This window comes from Nitrospira tepida, from assembly GCF_947241125.1.
GTDB classification, from domain to species: domain Bacteria; phylum Nitrospirota; class Nitrospiria; order Nitrospirales; family Nitrospiraceae; genus Nitrospira_G; species Nitrospira_G tepida.
Genome location: NZ_OX365700.1, coordinates 2,320,897 through 2,337,405, shown reverse-complemented (window position 1 = coordinate 2,337,405; position 16,509 = coordinate 2,320,897). Strand labels below are relative to the sequence as shown.

The following is a 16,509-nucleotide window of genomic DNA, read 5'->3' as shown; positions in this document are numbered from 1 at the left end:
AGAAGCGGTCATGAATAATGTGTGGGCTAGCTTGACTTCAGGCCCTCCCCTTCGTAGGATGAAAAAATCGGAGCCCCATCGTGGTCGCGACGCACCGCCTGTTCATCGGAAGCTTCGTTTGCGCGTGGCTGTTGCTGTGTCTGCTCCCCGCTTCCGCTTCGTCCGCCCCCTACTTCGAAGACGGATTTATCGGACTGACCCAAACCGAGCTGCACGACAAACTCGGCATGCCGCAGGCGGCGCGAGACCGCAAGGCCGCCCTCCGGGTCTTTAAATACTATTCCTACGCGGACTGGCAGAAATACTTCAAGAAACTGATCGCGCCGCAAAACGGCGAAGACGTGTACACCTTCAAGCGCGACGGCGTCGAGGTCCGGTATTCGTTCGGCTTCGTGATCAATCCCAACGACCACTCCGACGAGCCGACCCTCTACGTGAATCTGGTGGACGTCGAATTTTCGCCCCCGGTCCCGATTTCACAGGTCCCGGCGCTTGTGCCGGAGTTCCGTCCCCCGTCCGAGCCGGACGCCCCGGCGTTCCGTTCCAGCATTTGGCTGTTGCTCTTCAAGGGCAACCCGTCTCCGGACGCGCGCTTCGTCGTGCGGGATCCGAGCAAGGACAAGTGGGACTGGACGCTGGCGTTCCAACTGTTTTCACTCCAGGGTCTTCCCCAGCCCTTGACCTTGACCGCCAAGGTCGATCGCATGGAGATTGCCCCGCAAAGTCTCCAACTGACCCAGAAGCGGCTGAAGAACACGCATGAGCCGATTCTGAATCCCTATTCCCGGGAATTTGCCGATCTGCCGCCGCCGGCGCCGCCGGCCCCCAAGAAAATTCCCATGCCTCAGTATGCGGAATGACCGGAGCGATTCCCGGTCAACCGCTGATACGCTGAAGGGCTTGCCGACGTCGCCTTGACCGGCCGCAGCCTGCTTCGTTACGATACGCACCATGGACGTTCCTGCACAAGCCTCCAAGCCCGGCCTGTTGTCCGACTTGGGCGAGGACCATTCGATCGACCGCCCGCCGGCGTCGAATGAACCGCTTTCTCCCGCAGCCGCAGACTCCAAACCGTTTCTGTGCCGCCCGCTCGTGCGCAAGACCATCTATGTCGGCTTCGGCCTGATGTTCGCGGCGATGCTGGCCTGGCGATTCTATCCCGTGCTGACCGATCCGACCTTTGAAAAACACGTGGCGGAGAAACGAGTCGCCGTCGGCATGACCAGAGAACAGGTCATGCAATCCTGGGGCTCGCCCTACACCATGCGGGTCAGTTACACCGACGACGGATTGCGCCGGGAAGAATGGGTGTATGAGGATTGGATCGACAGCGCCACAGTCAAACACCGCTACCTCTACTTCGAAGAGGGGGTACTGGTCGGCGGCTGGTATCACTGACCGGGGTCAGGACGCGGCGGGCGGGACTCCGTCATCGCGCAATCCTCGCAGAAGGATCTCGGCGCGGACGTAATCAGCTTCCAGAACCATGACGACCCGCTGGTTAAAGGGCAGCGGAAACCCCGGATACAGGCTTCCGAACCATTCGTTCTTGACGTAGTAGAGGATGTCGTTGGCATCCAAGAGGCTCCGCACGACCGCCAACTGCCCTTCGTCCTGCGGTTCGATCAAGACCACCATCACCGTTCTCCCCGCATGCTCATGGTTGCGGCCCGTGAATCCATGCAATCGTTTGCAAAATTTCCCTCCCGTCCGTACACTGCGATGGACGCGGCATACGCGTCACGGCGTCTCGGTGATCTGCACCCGGCGCGCTCGGCCCGTCCCCCCGGAAATCGTGAGCACGCGTTTCCATTCACGGACCTGATACAGGGCCCAGGCGTTCGGCGCCCCCCGGTAGAACGCGTCGGCGTCTTCCCCGCTGGCATTGAGAAAGATCGGCTCGGTGAAGCCTTCTTCGAGCACATAGTCGAGCAGGCAGTCGGACGTGAACCCCGCTCCCTTGAGAGAAATATCGGCAAGAAACGTCAGGATGTCATCCGGTTTTTGCAGCGTGACGGGGTTCATCGGCATCGTATCCTTTCGGCAGCGCCTGTGTCGTGACGGCAAATTCTAGGAGGCCCCTCACGTGAAAGCAAGGCGATCCCCAACGACCAGGCCAACGGCAGCGGACGCGCCGCTCAGCCGCCAAGCCTTTGCCGAAGCCTGCCTTTCGATCATGGATCGCAAACATCATTGGGCCTGGCCCATCCTCATGGGACCGGGCATGTCGAAGGACCAGTTGAAGATTCACTACCAGCAGGAATATCTCGTCTATGTCAGAGATTTTCCGGTCCTCTTGGCGCGGGTCCACGGCCAGAACCCGCCTCCGGACGTCCGCCGGATGCTGGCGGCCAATATCTATGAGGAGGACACGGGCGGCCTGTCCTTCGGGCGGTCTCATCCCGAGCTGTTTCAGGAGATGATGCGGGGACTGGGGTACGAGTTGGACGACTTCCAGCGAGCCAGACTCTTGCCGGCTGCCGCCGCCTATCGCGCATGGCTCGATCGGGTCTCGGCCCATCGCGACTGGGTCGTGGGTGCCGCGGCGCTCGCCATCTTCGTGGAGGGCAGCGTCAAGGACCGGCGCGAGATCGCGGAGCCGTCCAAACCCAAATCTCAGGACGAGATTGAAACCTACATCGACCAGCATCCGCTCGTGCGGCATCATCACATCTCTCGCGCAACGATGGATTTGATCCGCGCGCATCAACAGGTCGAAGCCGGGCACCGCCAGGATGCCTACGCCATGGTCTTGACCCATGCCACGACCGCCCGGCAGCAACGGGCGGTGTTGGCCTGTCTTTCCCGAGCCCTTACCCTGTGGACCAAATATCGGGACGAAGTGGCCAAAGCCTGCCGGCTTCGCAAGTCATCGTGATCGCCCACCTACTGGTGCTGATCGTGGCCTGTTTGGCCTTCTGGCCTCAGCAGCCCCTTCACGCGGCCGATCCCCAACCTCCATCTCGGGACATGGTCCTCATCCCGGCAGGAGAATTCCTGATGGGGAGCCCACTCGGCAGCGACGCCTTCCCCGACGAAGCGCCTCAACGGCTCGTTTATCTCAGCGCCTTTCTGATCGACCGCTACGAGATCACCAACGACGACTATCTGCGATTCGTGCAGGCGACCGGACATCGTGTTCCGGAAAACCCCAAGCCGGCCTCGACCTTGTGGGAAGAAGGCAAACCCCTCCAAGGGATCGGCAACCACCCGGTCGTCAACGTGAGTTGGAACGACGCCTTCGCCTACTGCCGTTGGTCCGGCAAACGGCTGCCGACGGAGGCCGAATGGGAAAAGGCTGCTCGCGGCACGGACGGTCGCCGCTTTCCTTGGGGGAATGACTGGGATCACAGAAAAGCCAACAGCGCCAGCTACTGGGCTGGCCGCACCGTTGACTTTCAAAGCGGCGCCGACTGGGAAGCCTTTTGGATCAAAGGAGAAGGAGCGAAGTTGTCCAAGGAAAGGGGCATCAAGAGCGAGGTCCTCACGCTTCCCGTCGGCAGCTTTCCAGACGGCGTGAGCCCCTATGGCCTCTTCGACATGGCCGGCAATGTCGCGGAATGGGTGCAGGACTGGCACGACCCGAACTATTACCGATCGGCGCCCTTGGTCGATCCGCCCGGGTCCACGCGCGGCGCGGTCAAGGGCATGAGGGGAGGCTCCTGGCTCAAACCCTACATGAGCTTGCGGACCGCCGATCGGGATTGGGGCGTGATGGACAGCCGCCCCAGCGGAACCGGATTTCGCTGCGCCAAGGATGCCTACTGACCCTTTCTCGCAAACGCATCCCGGTGCGTGAAGCACAGATTCTGCGCTTATTTCCTGAACTGCGGCGGAATCTGTTCCGGGGGAGGCGGCGGAGGCGGTGGCGCAATAGGACGAGAGCCGAAGAACGGAGGATAGAAGCCCCAGTAGGGGCTGTAATACGGCGCGTAGCCATAGGGCGACCCCCAATACCAGGGCGTCCAATAATAGGGTGGATAGCCGCCGCCATAGGCAGTCCGCGCCGACCGGTTGGAGAGCTCCTCGCTCCAATCGGTCAGGTGCTTGATCTCGATGACCGGGTAGAGATATTCGGTCTCATCCAGCCGCCGAACCGTCGAACCGGTGACCTCTCCGACTATCGTCACAGGCGTGCCCGGTTCGAGCGTCGCCGGATCCAGGAATTCCTTCTTCACCGCCAGGAACCGCCCTTCCGACCGCATCCGCTGCTTGGTCTGCAACGTCCCGTCCGAGGTGGGCAGTTGCAAGACCTCCACCTCGGTCTGCTCCTTCGTCAGCTTCGATTTGACCACGATCCCGCCGAGCGCCACGACGCGCCCGACATAGTCGGAAGGAGAAGCCCGCAACGCAGCAAATGGAACCGTGGAATCGATCCGCTGTTCCAATTCAGGCGGAATGCCGATGAGCGCGGCGTCCTTTCGCACCTGGTGCTCTGATTCGGCGCAACCGCCGAGCAACAGACCCGCCAGGAGACCAGCCATCGTGAGGCACCACCGGTTCATTCACCTGACTCCGTCAGAAATGGTACGACATGCCGAACATGAGGTGCTGGGCGGCATAGTCCGCCTGAAATCCGCCGACCGACCCGAAGGCCCCATTAAATTGAAACGTCGCGTCGGTGTATTTGTATTCGGGGAAGACCGCCACGCGGGGCGTGACAAAGGCGCGCAGGCCTGCCAACAGTTGCAGCGATGAGGCCGTATCCGTATCGCTGGTCGTGGTCGGGGAATTACCCACTCGGCCGATGGCTACCCCGCCGCCGATGCCGATGTAAGGTTGATAGGTCCGGCCCGGATAGCGTGCGATGAGGTTCAACCCCACCGTCGTGACTCGAAAATGGGCTCCGGGGATGTCATCCAGATTCTTGATGTGGGGAGTGGTATGAAAGGCCTCTGCTTCCAGGCCGACCCAACTCTCACCGGGAAAGTAGCCAAGCTTCAATCCATAGGCGACGGAGTTTTTGAGGTCGAAATCCGGAGCGCTCAATCCCGTCAAGCTGTTGGTGCCTTCGACATCTTTCAAGCGATCGGCGAAAGTCGCCCCGACCTGCCCGGCCATATACCATTCGGCGGCGGCCCTGTTCGGAACCACCCACAGGGCCAGGCTGACCAACAGAACGGTGAGCGATCGGGCAGCAAGACGCATCAACTCCTCCGCTGACTACGCGGCAGCTTGATGCCTCATCGTACCATGTCGATCCTCGCTCCGGTAGCCGGCGGACGCTGTCTCTCACGAATCGTTCTATTGAGGAAGGCTCTCGCCGATGTTCACTTCGACGGGAGGCTGTTGAGTCGGTTGCCTCCGGCCGTCCAAAAAGATTTTTCGCATCGCTTCGCGATGACGTTGCCAATGATTCTGGGCGGCGGACTCCATCCGCCCGTCCACTCTCTTGGACCAGCTCCACACGAGCCAGCCGACGCAGGCATAGATGCCGCCGATGACGAGGTTCGGATAGGGACACCACTGAGCGATGGCGCCGGCGACCTCCGGAAAGGGCGGCAAGCCATACCACCAACCGACGGCGGGAATCGAGGCCGCCACGAAGGTATAGTAGGACATCTTTCCGCTCTTGACCGCGCCGCGCATGCCGTCGAGCAGGGACTCGTTCCTGGCCTGCCCCGCGCCCGGCCCTTCAGCTCGCGCCACCTGCTGCTCGATCGCCCGGAGGGTCTCGTCCGGCGGCCAGGCTCGCTCGTCATTTGTCCGGACCACCAAACACCGATGGGGAAGGTTGGCGGGCGCATACCAACCGGTGCCGTTGGCGATGCGCTCAAAGACGCTCACGTGAATCTTGGGCTGCGTCATGTGGTGGGCGCGACAGAGCTTGAGGATGTCGCGCGGCTCCCACCGATAGTACAAACCGAGGCCGGCGCGCGCATCGTACAGCTCGTCGTGCACATCCTGATGGGTCTGCACATAGTCGCGGTCCGCCTTGATAAAGCGCAACCCGCACCGTTCCGCCTCCGCCATCATCCAGTCCAAGGCGACCAGCGACATGCCGTGTTTCACATAGCCGCCGCCCACGTTGGAATGGACGCCGGCGAACCACACCTGATCCACCTGGGTGGCGCGAATCCCCTGCTCATTCCATAATTCCGGATGGAACGTGCGGCGGTCATCGTCGATAGACAGGGCATGGCAGGCGCGTTTGATGCGACTGCTGGGCGTCAGCTCTGAGAACCGCATAGGGTAGATCCAGTTGAACAGATCACGCAGTTCTTCAAACGGCATCCCAACCGCCCCGACCGTGTCCCACACCCCGACAAATTCAATGGTCACCATGCCGTTGGGCACGAACTCGTCGTCGATGACGGCTCCAAAGTCCTCGCGCCGCCGGCAATCCTCATTCATGGGGTCGTCGATCGGTCTGTTGTCGCGCCGTCGTTCCTTCGTGACACGCTGGAAGGCCTCCTGGCGGAACGCCGTCCAACATTGGTGCACCCGCTTTTTGAGCGATTCATACCCGACCTTCTTGATATCCAAAATGCCGCAGTATTCGATCATGCCCGACAGGGCCCTGACCGTATAGGCCCCCCGGCTGAACCCGAAGAGGTAGATATGGTCGCCCGGCTCATAGACATGAGCCAACTCGGTATAGAGGTCCTTGACGTTCTTGCGAAACCCGAACCCGAACGCCCCGCCGATCAACTTGAGCGGAGTCAGGCGAGAAGTGCCCACCCCGTCGTCATAGAAGGCCACCTGCGGCTTTAAGGTTTGATCGTACTTATGGCCTTGGATGTCGACTGCTTCATAGAGTTTGAAGACGTTGGTCCCACGCGCCTTGATGGCGGTATTGCCGGTGCCATCCGAGCAGAGCACGATGTTTTTCCCTCGCATAGGAGTTCCTCCTCTCCGGCTTCGCCGGTGGTGGATTCATACCCGCCCGGCGGACAGCAGTCACCATCGCGGCCGGGCAGGGCTATGCCGATCGGAAAATCAGCAAGCTCCGTACCATTCAGGATGGTGAAACAATTCCCCTGTATGATCCGGCTTCTGGGAGCCTGTCCGACATTGACCTTTCTACTGCGGCGAAGGATGCACCGGCATCTGCTTCGTTCTCGGCGGCGAAAAATCCTCAACGTATTCCAGCGAATACGCCTCCGGTTTTTCGCAGCCTGCGGCCTTGCACCTGCCAGCGCCTGCTTCGCCTCGTCACGAACGGCAATGTCGGACAGCCTCCTAGTAAAAGGACGTATTTCAGAAGGAATGACGGACTCGCCTGGCCTGTATCTTCGCCCTACGGAGGTGTATCGCAATCGATACAGGATCGGAACAAGACAACTGGATTTACTGCGCCCGCTGAAGGAGGCCTTCGGCGACCGCTTCCTGCGGTTGCCCACCGACGATCATGTCCTTGTCGCCGAAGTGCGAGACCGTTCGGCGCCGGATTCGCATCTTGAGCCCTTCCGGAACCAACTCATATTCGAAGACCACGACCTCCTGCTGTTGGTCCAAATAGCCGCCGCCGGACTTTTCAAACGACCCCTTCAGCGAGATCAGCAGCTTGCCTGGTTGTCGATCGACGTGCTCGACGATGATCCGCTGCACGCCCCCGCCGGGCGGCACGAATTCGATCACCTGTCCCGGACTCGCGAGTTCCACTTGGCGGGTCACGTTCCGGTTGTTGGTATAGGTATAGACCGGATGGTCGTCCCGGCTGAACAGCACTTCCGCCTCGGCTCCTTCCCCTTCCGCCTGTAGCAACCCTCTCCAGGTTCCTGAGAACTCCCCGGCGCAGGCCGCGCCGAGCCAGGCCTGGAACGATAGCAGCGAGATGAGCAAAAGCACGGACTTCAGCCCCATACGCACCTTCCCGTGGATCGCCTTTGGCATGGTGGCGGCAGGGTAGCGCGAATGCCGCACAGGGTCAAACCCCTTCAGGCCGGTGGCGTCAAGCCTGGAAAGCAAGCAGGAGACTATGGAAGCAAATAATCGATCTGCTCGATGCGCACGACCGGCATCACGACCCCGACTCCCTCCTCCTCATGACTGAAGTCATAGATGATGGACTCCTCTGGGATCAGCCTGCCGCTCATGACGACCAGGACGTCGATCGTCTGGCCCTTCTCCACCTTTCGTCGGAGCGTTTCCCTTGTCTTCGGATTCGGGACCGCCGAAAGATTACCGGGCAGATCTTCCGGTTTGAATCGCACCAGCCCCCATCGTGTCAGAATGAACGAGGGACCGATCGCCACGCGGAAGGAGGCGGATGTGGGGTCATAGGCCGTCAATTGGCCGGGCCATACAAACGCGATGCGCCAATCTAACGCCTCTCGCCCGGCGCGACGATCGTCGCGCGCGCGGTTGAAGGTCAACAGCCGTTCGTCGTAGTCGGGATCGTGGTGTCCCTGTCCGTACAGGATCTGCCAATCGGGGGGCGATTGGTCCAGCGCGTCGAGAAAGGATTCGATCGCGGGCGCTTCCATCAGGACATGGGTCTCCTGCGGAAGCAGGGAACGCACGTTCGACAGGGGAACTGTGCGAAGCGGGCGGGTGCCTTGCGGTTCATGGGCCATCACGCCGGGCGGCGGCGCCCACCAGAACCAGAGGCCGGCCAGAAGCAGCAGCCAGGCCATCGCGCGATCAGCCCTGACCCACATTATTCATGACGGTTCGTGACGAAACCGCCAAGACGCCACGCGAGACGGGCACGCGGAGGCGCTCGCGGCCAAGGCGTACTTGAAACAGTACGTCGAGGCCGCGAGCGACGAGCCTGTCCGCCAGCATGCCACCAAGCCGCATGCTGGCTTGTCGTAGCGGCGTATCGGCGGTTGCAGTAGAAGCGGTCATGAATAATGTGGGTTAAGCCGGCGACTCGGCCAGGACCCGATCGAACGCGGAAAGCAACGCCGTCACCGCCTGATGTTCCGGCGTCAGCACGCCTGCTTCAATCAGGACGGCGAGACGCGGGCGAGGATCAAGACGGCGCACCGCCGCCTGCGGAAGGCGAGACGTTTCCAGCACCTTTTGATAGGTATTCAGCCAGGATTCGGTCACGACCCGCAATCCGGGATCGGTGGGCTTCATGCGCCCCAATTGGACCTGTTGCATGAGCTTGATCAAGGGATCGGACTGCCCGATCGTCGTGATGGCCCGCTGGAGCGTGATATCGGATGATTCAGACATCGCCGGCATCTCTGGTCCGGCTGTTAATTCATGGAGCAGGCGCCGGGACCACGAGGATCCCCGCAGGAGCCGCAGGCGCCGCCGCCGGATGACGGAGCCCACCCCGTCGCTCCGACCGCAAAAGCAGAGATCTTCTTCTCCAGCCGCTCGCTTCGACAGGACGGACAGGCCGGAGTCGTGGAGCCGTTCACGATCAACTCGAACTGATGCTGGCACTGGGTACAACGGTATTCAAACAACGGCATAGGCCACTCCCTTTCACCTGGGATAATCGGTCGCTTATTATAGGGTGTCGGTTCTTTCCTTCGCAATGATCGGCCGATTGCCACCAGAGGAGTTCATCATGTTTCAGGAAGAACAATCCTTCGTCCTTCGCTTCAGTTTGGAAGCGCAGTTTCCCGACGACTACGAGGGGAACGAAGAAGAATACCGTTGGCTTCGCGACTGGGAAGGTCGCGTGAAGCCGGAGGTGCTGAAGTCCCTGTTCGAAACGTTGCGGCGTTTCCCCGAATGGTCCGTGCATGTCCGCAACCGCGGCCACTCCCCGCTCGATCAGGTCGAGGTCGTCGTGCAGAAGGATTTTTCAAAGCGGTTGAATCTCTGACGGGATCTTCTACCGGAACTTATGGAACGGGACGGCGGGTGGCAGCAGGCGGAACGGGACGGTCTCCGTCCACTGGGTCTCTATCTTCACGTCCCCTTCTGCCGGACTCGCTGCGCCTTTTGTAATTTCTATCTCCAGGTGTATCGGCCGGACCGGGCCGAGCGCTTTCTGACGGCCCTTCGGAAAGAATTGGCCCTCTACGCCAACCAAGCGAATCTGTCAGGCCGGCCGCTTTCCAGCATCTATTTCGGCGGCGGCACGCCGACCGTGTTGAGCGCCGATCAACTCTGCGACCTGCTGGCGACGATCCGGCGGACCTTCACTTGCCAATCTGACATCGAGATCACCGTCGAGGCCCATCCGGACACGGTCTCCGATCGGATGTTGACCAGGCTGAGGGAGGCCGGCGCGACCAGACTGAGTCTGGGCGCGGAAAGCTTGAACGACGCCGAGTTGATCAGCATCGGCCGTCCGTCGCTGGCCGCCAACCTCCTGCGCGCGGTGCAATGGGCCAGGGCGGCGGGCTTCGATGATCTCAATCTCGACCTGATGTACGGCTTGCCCGGACAGTCGATGGAGAGTTGGCAACAGACGCTGGCCGGCGTGGTCTCGCTTCAACCGGATCACGTCTCCTGCTATGCCCTCACGATCGAACCGGAGACCGCCCTCGCGCAGGCGATTGAAGCGGGGGCAACCAAACAGCCTGATCCAGAGATGCAAACCGCCATGGAGCAGGCAGCCGAACGAATTTTGGAGCGAGCCGGTTACGACCGCTACGAAATCTCGAACTATGCCAGGCCCGGCCATCGGTGCCGTCACAACCTGCTGTACTGGCAAGCCGGTGACTATCTCGGGCTTGGCCCCAGCGCCCAGTCCTATATGGACGGCTGCCGCTTTGGAAACCTCGCCGACCTGTCAGGCTATGAAGCACGGTTGAACGAGGGCCTGCTTCCCCTGGACCATCGGGAGGAGCTGACCCCCGACCGGCAAACCCGCGAAGCGCTGGTCTTCGGCCTGCGACAACTCGCCGGCGCGGATGACCGGTTGCTCGATTCGTTGTGCTCCGATCGAGAGTGGCATCGGCAACTGACCACCCTGTTGGACGAACAGTTGCTCGAACGGAAGGACGGGCGAATCCGGTTGACGGAGGCGGGACGGCGGATGGCGGACTCGGTGGCAATCCGGTTGATCTGACGGTGAACCGCCCGAACGGTCGGACGGCGCTATCGCAGGATGAAATGCAGTGCGGTGTCGGCGAGAATGCCGGTCCATGCTCCGGTATTGAGCCACAGCAACCGGCGGTCCTGCTGTTTCCAGGCCACCAGGATGGCGACGACGATACAGACCTGCGCCAGGAAACTGAACGGGCGATGCAGGTTCACCGACGCGCGCCCCCCTTCGCTCGCAATCGCCGTCACCGCCGCCAACAGGTAGCAGGCGAAGGCGCCGATCTGAAGCCATCGCGCGGGCGGGTTCTTTCGCCCGCGAACGGCCACGACCAAGGCCCAGGTGAGACAGACGATCACAATCAACAGCAACAGGGGAAAGAGCGGCCAAAGTACCTTTGCACTGAGCATGTCGAGCCCGCCGATTGAAGTGATTGCCTTGCCGACGCCGAAAACGTGGATGGTCCGCCGCGGACTGTAACAATCCAGCCTCTCCCAGTCAACGCGGTCGGTCAGGCAAAGGGCCGGCTTGACACCCCGTCCGCAGGCGGTTTAGGAATAAATGCATTGGAGGATGCCCAAGAAGAGGATTCACCATGCCCGTCAACATGACTCCCAACAAGAAGCGGCCCAATCCTGCGGCCGCCCCGGCGCCGGCGGCGCCATCCGCCGCAGAGGAACAGGACCCGACACAAGAAACGAAGGAAGACCGGGAAAAGGCGCTCGCCGATGCGGAAAGCAAAAATCTCTGGGACGCGACCGAGGTGATCGACATGGACAAGTGGTAATGGCGGTCCCTCGCGCCTCCGCGCCACGTCGATGAGCGCCACCCTTCTTCCCGACGCCCTCTATTACCCCTTTCACCTCTGCCATCCTGCGACGTTGGAGCTGATGCTGAAACGGTATAAGGCCGTGCATTTTCGCGATTACATGGCCATTCAGCTCACGCCGCTGACCGGCACCACGGCCTATCAGGATCGCATGGGAGACCAGTTTCCCGATCTTGTACGGGCCGGACGAATCGTGCAGGGATATCACGTCAGCGGGCCGCTCACCGGTGAGGTCGCCGAGGCGGTGGATCGGGACCTGTCCGATGCCACCTGGCGCGCCATGTTCCATTGCGCACTCGGCGAAGACCGGCGGTTCCAGCGCGGCCTCTTCGACGTGGCTCACGGCATGACGATCGGCCGCCGGCTCGTCCCGGGACCCGCAGCCCTGCTCACTTTGCTTGAAGCCCGGTGGGCATCCCAGCCCTTGACGCTTGAGGCCGTTCGCCGGCTTTCCCGGTTGCCCGGATCATCGGACGAGAGCTATGCGTATGAGTATGGGCTCGCATTGGTGAAGACCTCCGCCGCGCTGCACGTCACCTATCGCCTCGCGCTGGCCCACGGGCTGCGTCCGGTCACCGACTCCCGCTCTCACCACGATCTGTTCGCCCGCAGCCTGGCGCGGGAAGGCCTCGACCTCGAGCACGAACTGCTGTCCCCCTTCGGCTAGGCCGTTCATTGGCAGGGCTGGGGCCATTTGCTAGAATCTTCCGATGCCGTCCCCCTCTACACCCGTCGCGACCCCGGGAACAATCGAGCACACCTCTACGGGATCGAGCAACGAGACGGAAGCGCGCGTCGTGGTCTATAACTGCGACTGCCATACCTACCAGCAGGTCATTCACATCTTCTGCACGACCATCCCCGGCATGACGCCGGCCAAGGCGTTCGAGCTGGCCTATAAAATCGACCATGAAGGACAGGCGGTGGTCTTTACGGGAGAATGGAAGGAAGCGGAAGCGATCGCCAAGAAGATCGCTGAAGCTGGGCTGCGGGTAGCTGTGCAGTGATCGGCAGAGGGTCAGCCGATCTACCGTTTTGCATGCGCTCTGGCCGGCCGTGACGGCTTGGCATGGGCCGTTTTAGCTGGTGCTGCGCTTTTCGCCGGCCGGTGCTCCTTCCTCTCCGACGCCTTGGTCGCTGCTTTCGCCTTCGCCTGGGCCTTGGCTTGGGCCTTCGCGGCAGCCTCGCGCCGGCGCTGCGCCTTCTTCTCCTCTTCGGCGACGCCGGGCCACACAGGCAACTTGCCGGCCTTTTTCAGATTGTCCCCGCTGAAGACACGGACCTGATAGAGCTCGAACAGTTTGTTGATCGCCTTCTGGTCACCCCGACGCGCCAACCCCAGCAGGCGACGGCGTTGATTCATTTCCTCTTCTTCAGTGTGGGACGGAGCACGTTTCTCCATCATTGGCCCTTCCGTTGGCTCAATCGCGTAAGTGCACGTATAAGCACGAGTTATTCACGCGGGAGTATAGAGAAGTTTTGTAGCTTTTGCCAGTCTTTCTCTTGAAGGGCCGGCGCTCGTGGCCAATGGGCCGTGGAACGCTCCCATGGTTGTCCGACTGTCGCCAAGTTCTACGTGGCGATGCCTCCATATCGGAGGCGGCTGGGCCGGCCGACGGAACCGGTTGTGGTCAACGTCCTGGCGGCCGATCGTGAGAAGGAAACCCGGCAGGCTCTGAACGAGCTGGACCAGGGGGCCCGTAAAACAGACCCGCAGCTCCCCGACGGTCGAAGCAAAGTATGCGGCAAGCGCATAGAAAAAGCCTGAGAGCAAAGGTACGACCGTGGTGTTCGCTCCCCGCCGCGAACGTACGCGGTCATCTTCATGACCCGCAACTCGGAAAACCCCCTGGTCTATCTGATTCCCCGGAACGTGTGGCGCAGGGCTGAACATTTCGGATCGCGCCGGCTTGTTCCTACCGCAGCGAGACTTCTATAATCACACGACCATTTCACCAGCCAACGAGGAGACCGCCCATGACGATGCCTCAACACGAACAGCAACAGACGACCGTCCAGGATGATCCGCAGGCGCGAGCCCTGCTCAAACAGGCCTTTGAGCGGACGGCCCGCTGGCAGGCCGATTTCAAAGGGTTCACGGCCGATCTCACCGTCAATGTCAACGGCAAGGAGACGAGCGGATCGGTCATGGTTAAGAGCCCCCGGGAAGTGTCCGTGCAATTGTCCGATCCGGATGTCCAGAAATGGGCGCAGGAGCAGATTTCCATGATCGCCGTCCACCGGGGTCCTCGGAGCTTCGAGGAATCGGACGGCAAATTCACGCTCACGCAGGAGGAAGACGGCCATCCTCTAGGCACCAAGCTCGTCATCCACGGGTCCAATTCCTTCTATCGCATCAAGAACGGCCGTATCACGCAGATCAATCGCAAGATGGCGCACCCGGGGATGCCGCCCTTTGCCTTCACCATCAATGTCGAAGAGACGGCCACGACTCAGGACGGAAAATTCCTCACCACGCGGTACACCGTCTATTACTACTCGCCGCAAGACGGCAAGCTCACCAACGTCGAGAGCTTCACGGACAGCCATGTGCGCGTGGGTCATTCCGATCTGCCGGCCACCCGCCGGATCATTTCCTATGAAAACGGCGAGGTCAGAGTAAAGAGCCTGACGTTCTCAAACCATCGGATGTTGTAGCTTGCGAGTTATGGACCTGCGCGCCGGCTATCCTCGAAGCCTCCGCGAGCGGCTCGGCGGGTACGTGCATCTTGCGCGAATGCTCGATAAGTGCCGCGCGAAGTTGGCCGGCACGATCGGCGATTACATCTACCCCTGTCCATTGGATCAACGGCTGCTGGACTTCGCCGGAATCGATCCCGATCAGTTGTTGGAACAGGTGCGGCGACAACCGGACGAGGCTGTCGTCCGCTGGTGGACCGCCATGGCCAAACCGCATACCGAGGCCGAACGGGAAGCGTGGAACCGGGAGCTGCTCGCCCGCGGGCCGGACAGCGAGGAGAAATGGGCCTACTTCCGCAGCGTCCGCGACCAGCTCGATCCGACCCGTACCGACATCGTCACGTGGGCGGACCTGTTGGACCTGGAGGAAGGGCGTCAGGTCCCGCGCCGGGCGACCGTCGACGGATGACGCCGCACAGCGTCCGCTTGCCGCCACCCGACAAATTCACCCTTTCCGATCCATCCCGCTCAAGCCGGCCGAGGTACAGCCGATAAAGGATGCCGGAGGACCCTATCGAAGACAGAGTTCTCCCACACCGGGCCATTCCTGTATGGGCAGCAAGCGGGTCGCGATCTCCGAAGTTCAGATCGGCATGTATGTGACCGGGTTCGACCGCTCATGGTTTCGGACCCCGTTTCTCCGCCACCGGTTTCTGATCACCTCGTCTCAGCAGATCGACAAGCTGCGGTCCTCCGGTATCCGGGAAGTCACGATCGATCCGGAAAAAAGCGCGATCCCCGTCGCGGCTGATCAACCGGCGACCGAGCCGTCCACGTGTGAGGCTGCCTCCTCCCTCGCCTCAGCGCCCCCGTTGCAGCCGGCGGCACAGGGAACGAAACCTCCTCGGCAGCCGGCTCACAAATCGCTCGATGTGTTGAATCGGGAATTCGTCCTTGCCAAGGAAGCGAGGGAGCGGCTTGCGCAAACAGTCCATCGGCTGTTCGAGCGGTTCGAGTCAGAGGGGATTGTCCTTGGCGAGGATGTGGTCGAGGCCGCCAAAGAGATCACGATCGTGACCAATACGTTGACGAACCCGGCCGTATTCATGGCCATGAGTCAGGGCCGCGGCTGCGACCGGGCGATGAGCAACCATGCGCTCGTAAGCTGTACCCTGTCGCTCTTGTTGGGACAGGCGGCGAAACTCGACCTGCTCCAACTCCACAACCTGGCGATGGGGGCGCTTCTCCATGACGTCGGCCTGCTGCTGCTCCCGCGCCACTTGACGGATGGGCTCCGCAACACCTCGCGTCCGTTGAGCGCGCAGGACCAAGCCCTGTACGAAAGTCATCCCCGGCGGGGCGCGGTGTATCTGGAGCAGGAAGGGAACTTTCCTCTCGACGTGAGGCGGATCGTCGCCGAGCACCATGCCACGGGAGACGGAAAGGGCTTTCCCCGCGAGACCAACCCGGCCTGGACGGAACCCACCAGCCGAATTCTGATGATCGCGGACCGCTACGACGAATTGCTCTCCGGTTTCGGCGGAGCGACGCCCCTCCAGCCGCACCAGGCGTTGCAACGTCTCTACCGCGACACACATGACCGGATGCTGGATGCGGACCTGACCTCGCTGTTCATCAAGCGCGTCGGGGTCTTTCCCATCCACAGCGTGGTCGAGCTCAACACGGGCGAGCGGGCCGTCGTCACCGACATCAATCCGGACGCCCTCCATCTCCCGGTGGTCCATATCACCCATGAAGCATCCGGCCTCGCGTTGATCGCGCCCGCCAGAATCGATCTGGCCCGCCAGGCTCTAGATAAGACTGCCCGTTCGATCTCCCGCGTCGTGGACTCGGCCACTCCGCCCGCGTGCGCCGGCTCTGTGGCAGATCTCTCTGCTTCAGGCGCAGCCGGCTATTCCAGCGCATCCTCCTAGCCTAGCCCATCCCCTCCCATCGTGCCGCCGAGGCGGCCGAAATTTCCGCCAAATCCGGGGGCAACAAAACGGTCAATTTCCAGGACATGCGCTGATTCAGTTACCACCAACCGGCCGTCCAGTTCGACTTCGTCTGTGAAAGGAGCCACGGCTGCGCGCCGGTGCCGCTCGACGATCAAAAGATCGCCGAACTTCAGGACAAAGAC

General features: G+C 61.5%; 23 protein-coding genes. 12 read left to right on the top strand and 11 right to left on the bottom strand.

What is annotated here, in order from left to right; translation table 11 throughout:
* Positions 1-80: 80 nt before the first annotated feature.
* Together QWI75_RS11095 and QWI75_RS11090 are read left to right on the top strand one after the other, a co-directional pair.
* Positions 81-860 carry a hypothetical protein gene (locus tag QWI75_RS11095; protein ID WP_289268642.1) on the top strand — a complete coding sequence of 260 codons (780 nt, stop codon included), beginning with the start codon at positions 81-83 and terminating at the stop codon, positions 858-860.
* Between the two features lie 91 nt (positions 861-951).
* Positions 952-1,398: a hypothetical protein gene (locus QWI75_RS11090; protein WP_289268641.1), complete on the top strand. Its 447-nt coding sequence runs from the start codon at positions 952-954 to the stop codon at positions 1,396-1,398.
* Positions 1,399-1,404: 6 nt separating this feature from the next.
* Here QWI75_RS11090 and QWI75_RS11085 read toward each other — a convergent pair whose 3' ends face one another.
* Together QWI75_RS11085 and QWI75_RS11080 are read right to left on the bottom strand one after the other, a co-directional pair.
* Positions 1,405-1,638, bottom strand: a complete 234-nt coding sequence (locus tag QWI75_RS11085; protein WP_289268640.1) for a putative signal transducing protein — start codon at positions 1,636-1,638, stop codon at positions 1,405-1,407.
* A 102-nt stretch (positions 1,639-1,740) separates the two neighbouring features.
* Positions 1,741-2,025 (bottom strand): hypothetical protein, encoded by a 285-nt coding sequence (locus QWI75_RS11080; RefSeq protein WP_289268639.1) that lies wholly within the window; start codon positions 2,023-2,025, stop codon positions 1,741-1,743.
* 61 nt (positions 2,026-2,086) lie between these two features.
* Between QWI75_RS11080 and QWI75_RS11075 the strand changes: the two genes are divergently transcribed.
* Together QWI75_RS11075 and QWI75_RS11070 are read left to right on the top strand one after the other, a co-directional pair.
* Positions 2,087-2,878: an iron-containing redox enzyme family protein gene (locus QWI75_RS11075; RefSeq protein WP_289268638.1), complete on the top strand. Its 792-nt coding sequence runs from the start codon at positions 2,087-2,089 to the stop codon at positions 2,876-2,878.
* Positions 2,821-3,768 carry a formylglycine-generating enzyme family protein gene (locus QWI75_RS11070; RefSeq protein WP_502890211.1) on the top strand — a complete coding sequence of 316 codons (948 nt, stop codon included), beginning with the start codon at positions 2,821-2,823 and terminating at the stop codon, positions 3,766-3,768. The genes QWI75_RS11075 and QWI75_RS11070 overlap by 58 nt, the downstream gene beginning before the upstream one ends.
* A 47-nt stretch (positions 3,769-3,815) precedes the next feature.
* On the opposite strand, the gene QWI75_RS11065 is transcribed toward QWI75_RS11070, so the two are convergent.
* The 7 genes from QWI75_RS11065 to QWI75_RS11035 all read right to left on the bottom strand — a co-directional run bounded on the left by QWI75_RS11065 (position 3,816) and on the right by QWI75_RS11035 (position 9,374).
* The gene (locus QWI75_RS11065) at positions 3,816-4,505 is read right to left on the bottom strand and encodes a Slp family lipoprotein (protein WP_289268637.1); all 690 of its coding nucleotides are present in this window, start codon (positions 4,503-4,505) and stop codon (positions 3,816-3,818) included.
* A 13-nt stretch (positions 4,506-4,518) separates the two neighbouring features.
* Positions 4,519-5,148: an outer membrane protein gene (locus tag QWI75_RS11060; RefSeq protein ID WP_289268636.1), complete on the bottom strand. Its 630-nt coding sequence runs from the start codon at positions 5,146-5,148 to the stop codon at positions 4,519-4,521.
* A 96-nt stretch (positions 5,149-5,244) separates the two neighbouring features.
* Complete coding sequence (locus QWI75_RS11055; protein ID WP_289268635.1) at positions 5,245-6,840, bottom strand: T6SS phospholipase effector Tle1-like catalytic domain-containing protein; 1,596 nt, start codon at positions 6,838-6,840, stop codon at positions 5,245-5,247.
* 450 nt (positions 6,841-7,290) lie between these two features.
* On the bottom strand, positions 7,291-7,806 hold the full coding sequence (locus QWI75_RS11050) for a hypothetical protein (protein WP_289268634.1): 516 nt from the start codon (positions 7,804-7,806) through the stop codon (positions 7,291-7,293).
* A gap of 113 nt (positions 7,807-7,919) precedes the next feature.
* Positions 7,920-8,579 (bottom strand): hypothetical protein, encoded by a 660-nt coding sequence (locus tag QWI75_RS11045; protein ID WP_289268633.1) that lies wholly within the window; start codon positions 8,577-8,579, stop codon positions 7,920-7,922.
* Between the two features lie 226 nt (positions 8,580-8,805).
* Complete coding sequence (locus tag QWI75_RS11040) at positions 8,806-9,129, bottom strand: hypothetical protein (protein ID WP_289268632.1); 324 nt, start codon at positions 9,127-9,129, stop codon at positions 8,806-8,808.
* Positions 9,130-9,152: 23 nt separating this feature from the next.
* Positions 9,153-9,374: an FmdB family zinc ribbon protein gene (locus QWI75_RS11035; RefSeq protein ID WP_289268631.1), complete on the bottom strand. Its 222-nt coding sequence runs from the start codon at positions 9,372-9,374 to the stop codon at positions 9,153-9,155.
* 98 nt (positions 9,375-9,472) lie between these two features.
* Between QWI75_RS11035 and QWI75_RS11030 the strand changes: the two genes are divergently transcribed.
* Together QWI75_RS11030 and hemW are read left to right on the top strand one after the other, a co-directional pair.
* Positions 9,473-9,733, top strand: coding sequence for a hypothetical protein (locus QWI75_RS11030; protein ID WP_289268630.1), 261 nt, complete (start codon positions 9,473-9,475; stop codon positions 9,731-9,733).
* 21 nt (positions 9,734-9,754) lie between these two features.
* Positions 9,755-10,927, top strand: a complete 1,173-nt coding sequence (gene hemW, locus QWI75_RS11025; RefSeq protein ID WP_289268629.1) for a radical SAM family heme chaperone HemW — start codon at positions 9,755-9,757, stop codon at positions 10,925-10,927.
* 29 nt (positions 10,928-10,956) lie between these two features.
* Here the strand turns inward: hemW and QWI75_RS11020 are convergent, their stop codons facing one another.
* On the bottom strand, positions 10,957-11,310 hold the full coding sequence (locus tag QWI75_RS11020; RefSeq protein ID WP_289268628.1) for a hypothetical protein: 354 nt from the start codon (positions 11,308-11,310) through the stop codon (positions 10,957-10,959).
* A gap of 185 nt (positions 11,311-11,495) precedes the next feature.
* Between QWI75_RS11020 and QWI75_RS11015 the strand changes: the two genes are divergently transcribed.
* Genes QWI75_RS11015 through QWI75_RS11005 form a run of 3 tightly spaced genes read left to right on the top strand, consistent with a single transcriptional unit; the run spans position 11,496 to position 12,736 of the window.
* A complete protein-coding gene (locus QWI75_RS11015; protein WP_289268627.1) occupies positions 11,496-11,687 on the top strand; it encodes a hypothetical protein in 192 nt (63 codons plus the stop codon).
* 31 nt (positions 11,688-11,718) lie between these two features.
* On the top strand, positions 11,719-12,396 hold the full coding sequence (locus tag QWI75_RS11010) for a hypothetical protein (RefSeq protein WP_289268626.1): 678 nt from the start codon (positions 11,719-11,721) through the stop codon (positions 12,394-12,396).
* 43 nt (positions 12,397-12,439) lie between these two features.
* Positions 12,440-12,736: an ATP-dependent Clp protease adaptor ClpS gene (locus QWI75_RS11005; protein WP_289268625.1), complete on the top strand. Its 297-nt coding sequence runs from the start codon at positions 12,440-12,442 to the stop codon at positions 12,734-12,736.
* A 20-nt stretch (positions 12,737-12,756) separates the two neighbouring features.
* On the opposite strand, the gene QWI75_RS11000 is transcribed toward QWI75_RS11005, so the two are convergent.
* Positions 12,757-13,092 (bottom strand): hypothetical protein, encoded by a 336-nt coding sequence (locus QWI75_RS11000; RefSeq protein WP_289268624.1) that lies wholly within the window; start codon positions 13,090-13,092, stop codon positions 12,757-12,759.
* 614 nt (positions 13,093-13,706) lie between these two features.
* On the opposite strand from QWI75_RS11000, the gene QWI75_RS10995 reads away from it, so the two are divergent.
* From QWI75_RS10995 to QWI75_RS10985, 3 genes are all read left to right on the top strand, one after another.
* Positions 13,707-14,387, top strand: a complete 681-nt coding sequence (locus QWI75_RS10995; RefSeq protein WP_289268623.1) for a DUF3386 family protein — start codon at positions 13,707-13,709, stop codon at positions 14,385-14,387.
* Positions 14,388-14,397: 10 nt separating this feature from the next.
* Positions 14,398-14,838 (top strand): DUF5069 domain-containing protein, encoded by a 441-nt coding sequence (locus tag QWI75_RS10990; protein ID WP_289271647.1) that lies wholly within the window; start codon positions 14,398-14,400, stop codon positions 14,836-14,838.
* A gap of 142 nt (positions 14,839-14,980) precedes the next feature.
* Entirely contained in the window at positions 14,981-16,303 is a 1,323-nt protein-coding gene (locus QWI75_RS10985; RefSeq protein ID WP_289268622.1) for a cyclic di-GMP phosphodiesterase, read from the top strand.
* Positions 16,304-16,509: the final 206 nt, after the last annotated feature.

Coding starts and splice junctions, on each gene's coding strand:
- QWI75_RS10995 (WP_289268623.1), top strand. CDS start 13,707: ATGACGATGCCTCAACACGAACAGCAACAGACGACCGTCCAGGATGAT.
- QWI75_RS11035 (WP_289268631.1), bottom strand. CDS start 9,374: ATGCCGTTGTTTGAATACCGTTGTACCCAGTGCCAGCATCAGTTCGAG.
- QWI75_RS11065 (WP_289268637.1), bottom strand. CDS start 4,505: ATGAACCGGTGGTGCCTCACGATGGCTGGTCTCCTGGCGGGTCTGTTG.
- QWI75_RS11060 (WP_289268636.1), bottom strand. CDS start 5,148: ATGCGTCTTGCTGCCCGATCGCTCACCGTTCTGTTGGTCAGCCTGGCC.
- QWI75_RS11050 (WP_289268634.1), bottom strand. CDS start 7,806: ATGGGGCTGAAGTCCGTGCTTTTGCTCATCTCGCTGCTATCGTTCCAG.
- QWI75_RS11045 (WP_289268633.1), bottom strand. CDS start 8,579: ATGGCCTGGCTGCTGCTTCTGGCCGGCCTCTGGTTCTGGTGGGCGCCG.
- QWI75_RS11080 (WP_289268639.1), bottom strand. CDS start 2,025: ATGAACCCCGTCACGCTGCAAAAACCGGATGACATCCTGACGTTTCTT.
- hemW (WP_289268629.1), top strand. CDS start 9,755: ATGGAACGGGACGGCGGGTGGCAGCAGGCGGAACGGGACGGTCTCCGT.
- QWI75_RS11040 (WP_289268632.1), bottom strand. CDS start 9,129: ATGTCTGAATCATCCGATATCACGCTCCAGCGGGCCATCACGACGATC.
- QWI75_RS11010 (WP_289268626.1), top strand. CDS start 11,719: ATGAGCGCCACCCTTCTTCCCGACGCCCTCTATTACCCCTTTCACCTC.
- QWI75_RS11005 (WP_289268625.1), top strand. CDS start 12,440: ATGCCGTCCCCCTCTACACCCGTCGCGACCCCGGGAACAATCGAGCAC.
- QWI75_RS11020 (WP_289268628.1), bottom strand. CDS start 11,310: ATGCTCAGTGCAAAGGTACTTTGGCCGCTCTTTCCCCTGTTGCTGTTG.
- QWI75_RS10985 (WP_289268622.1), top strand. CDS start 14,981: ATGGGCAGCAAGCGGGTCGCGATCTCCGAAGTTCAGATCGGCATGTAT.
- QWI75_RS11000 (WP_289268624.1), bottom strand. CDS start 13,092: ATGAATCAACGCCGTCGCCTGCTGGGGTTGGCGCGTCGGGGTGACCAG.
- QWI75_RS11030 (WP_289268630.1), top strand. CDS start 9,473: ATGTTTCAGGAAGAACAATCCTTCGTCCTTCGCTTCAGTTTGGAAGCG.
- QWI75_RS11015 (WP_289268627.1), top strand. CDS start 11,496: ATGCCCGTCAACATGACTCCCAACAAGAAGCGGCCCAATCCTGCGGCC.
- QWI75_RS11090 (WP_289268641.1), top strand. CDS start 952: ATGGACGTTCCTGCACAAGCCTCCAAGCCCGGCCTGTTGTCCGACTTG.
- QWI75_RS11055 (WP_289268635.1), bottom strand. CDS start 6,840: ATGCGAGGGAAAAACATCGTGCTCTGCTCGGATGGCACCGGCAATACC.
- QWI75_RS10990 (WP_289271647.1), top strand. CDS start 14,398: ATGGACCTGCGCGCCGGCTATCCTCGAAGCCTCCGCGAGCGGCTCGGC.
- QWI75_RS11085 (WP_289268640.1), bottom strand. CDS start 1,638: ATGGTGGTCTTGATCGAACCGCAGGACGAAGGGCAGTTGGCGGTCGTG.